The following is a 2,223-nucleotide window of genomic DNA, read 5'->3' as shown; positions in this document are numbered from 1 at the left end:
GCTTTATGGGGTAAGGGGATTTTGTGTCTGCGACATTTCTGTTGTGCAAGAAATATGTACAATAAAATGAATTTTGTCGCTTTGCAAGCAAAATCCCACTAAACCCTATAGGTTGCGGATTTGAGGTAGAACAAAAAACCAGACACAAAGAAAAGCAATGGCATATGAAAAGAATAAATCAATCTAAACATAAAAGCTGCACAAAATTGATTCTGTTCAAGTTCACATAAAGATTTATTAAGAAAGTTAGGCTCCCTATATGACCATGCCAATACATGTGCCATAACCATCAATAAAATTGCTAATCCTTTTAGTGCATCAATATTATGAAAATATATCTTTGCTTTATCCATAAAACGCTTAGTTAAATTTTAGAACACAAATCCATTGCTGCACCTATTGCAACATCCATATTATAATATTCCCAATCTGCAAAACGTCCTGTAAAAAAGAAATTATTTTTAGAAACATCCTTTTTAAGTTCTTTAATCATGTTGCGGGTATTAGCATCTTGTATTGGATACGTGTATTTGTTGTATTTATGATCAAGATACTTTGGATGAAGAGGTATCTTTTTCAAATTTTCAAGTATATCTTCCTTACTAATAGCATCTGTAAATTCCACAGTAGCAGTAATACGTCCTTCTGGTAAATCAGAATTATTACTTTCAGCAAAATTACCTGTACAAATAATACGATGACTCTCGTGTTGTTTACTAGGCTGATATATCCAAGAATAAGGATTCTTATCAATTTCACAGAAAACAGCAGTCGTTCCATGATACTTCAAGGCCTCTACCTCTAACTCATATTTTGAGAAGTCTATACCCTTGACAACTTTTATCATATCCTTGATATTGCCACAATATACAACTTTATCAAACTCTTTACCACAAACGACCCATTTTTCACCATTCTTCTCTATAGAATTAATATTGCTATTATAAATAACATAAAGTCCTTCTGCCAATTTATCGGCAATATATTGAGAACCATTATTTTTTTCATACCAGAAAGTAGAATGTACAAAAGCCTTTTCTTCAACTTTATTCGCATTATTATCACGCATTTCTTGTGTTGTAGGCATAGGAAGTTTACCTTCCATCCATGACATTGGTACAGTTGTAAGATCACGTCTCCACACCTTCTTGTTGTAAGGTTCAAAATACATATCATATAAAGTTTTGCCAAAACGCCAACGAAGAAAATCGCCAAAACTTTCATAATCCGTAAATTTTGCATTTAAACCTTTCACCTTATCTATTTCATCAAGATCAGCATAGAATTTCTTTTGTACTTCATCGTTAAAAAGGTACATATGATTCTCTATCGGATATGGAATATTGTCATGAACCAAGGAATTATCACCTTTGTCCATAAAAACGCAAGAATTACGATCTGTTTTTGAAAACTCCTCATTCTGAATGAACTTAGACCAAAACCATTTCAATACATCCTGACGTTTAGAATTAAACACATGACCACCACAAATATGAAATAAATTACCATTTACACGACGACAACGAATAAGGCCTCCTGGACGGTTCTCTTTTTCAAAAACAGTAACTTCATACTTATCTTTCAAAAAATGTGCAGTACTTAAACCAGAAATACCAGCACCAATAATTGCAATTTTTTCCATTTATAACTTATTTAATATATTTGATAATTCATGAGCTCTAACACTAGTATAGTGTTTAGCTAAATACTTTGAATAAAAAGCAGAATTTACATCTTCTACTCTAGCTTTATCCAATACTTTTTCAAAATCTTTATAGCTATTTATACTTGGACAAAAACGTTCAAGTTCATAGTACTCAACATCTGAATTATCTGGATATCTTGCTATTACATGACAGCAACTTGATATTTGCTCTAAAAATCTTGGAGTAACCTGATTAAAGCCGTTGGTTCTAACCTCACCACCATCAATACCTGGTGTCGAATAAAAAGTAACCTTTGCTTTTCTCATCATACCTATAAAATCTTCTCTAGTTTCCAAGCTCCCCAAACAAACGCCATCAGAAGTAAAATATGAATATTTATGATTATCCAATTTATTATAAACATACTTGAAGCCTTTGTGATTATTTGAATATTCTTCCAAGAATTTCATCAACACAGCATTCTGTCTACCCATTAAAACCAAATCAAAGACTTTTGGAAATGAAGTTGTTGAATCAATTTTATACTGATTCGCTATAGACAAAGCCAGATGATATA

At 32.0% G+C, this 2,223-nt stretch carries 2 protein-coding genes and 1 pseudogene; all 3 read right to left on the bottom strand.

From position 1 onward, the window contains the following. Positions 1-98: 98 nt before the first annotated feature. The gene (locus tag CIK99_RS16025; RefSeq protein WP_094380609.1) at positions 99-353 is read right to left on the bottom strand and encodes an acyltransferase family protein; all 255 of its coding nucleotides are present in this window, start codon (positions 351-353) and stop codon (positions 99-101) included. A gap of 11 nt (positions 354-364) precedes the next feature. After that, a complete protein-coding gene (locus CIK99_RS05775; protein ID WP_094380608.1) occupies positions 365-1,642 on the bottom strand; it encodes an NAD(P)/FAD-dependent oxidoreductase in 1,278 nt (425 codons plus the stop codon). Next, positions 1,643-2,223 (bottom strand): annotated as a pseudogene (locus CIK99_RS15240) (glycosyltransferase family 1 protein); the annotation flags it as partial.

Source organism: Prevotella sp. P5-92, from assembly GCF_002251245.1.
Taxonomy (GTDB): Bacteria; Bacteroidota; Bacteroidia; order Bacteroidales; family Bacteroidaceae; genus Prevotella.
Note: the sequence above shows the minus strand (reverse complement) of the source record. Positions and strands in the feature narration are given on the sequence as shown.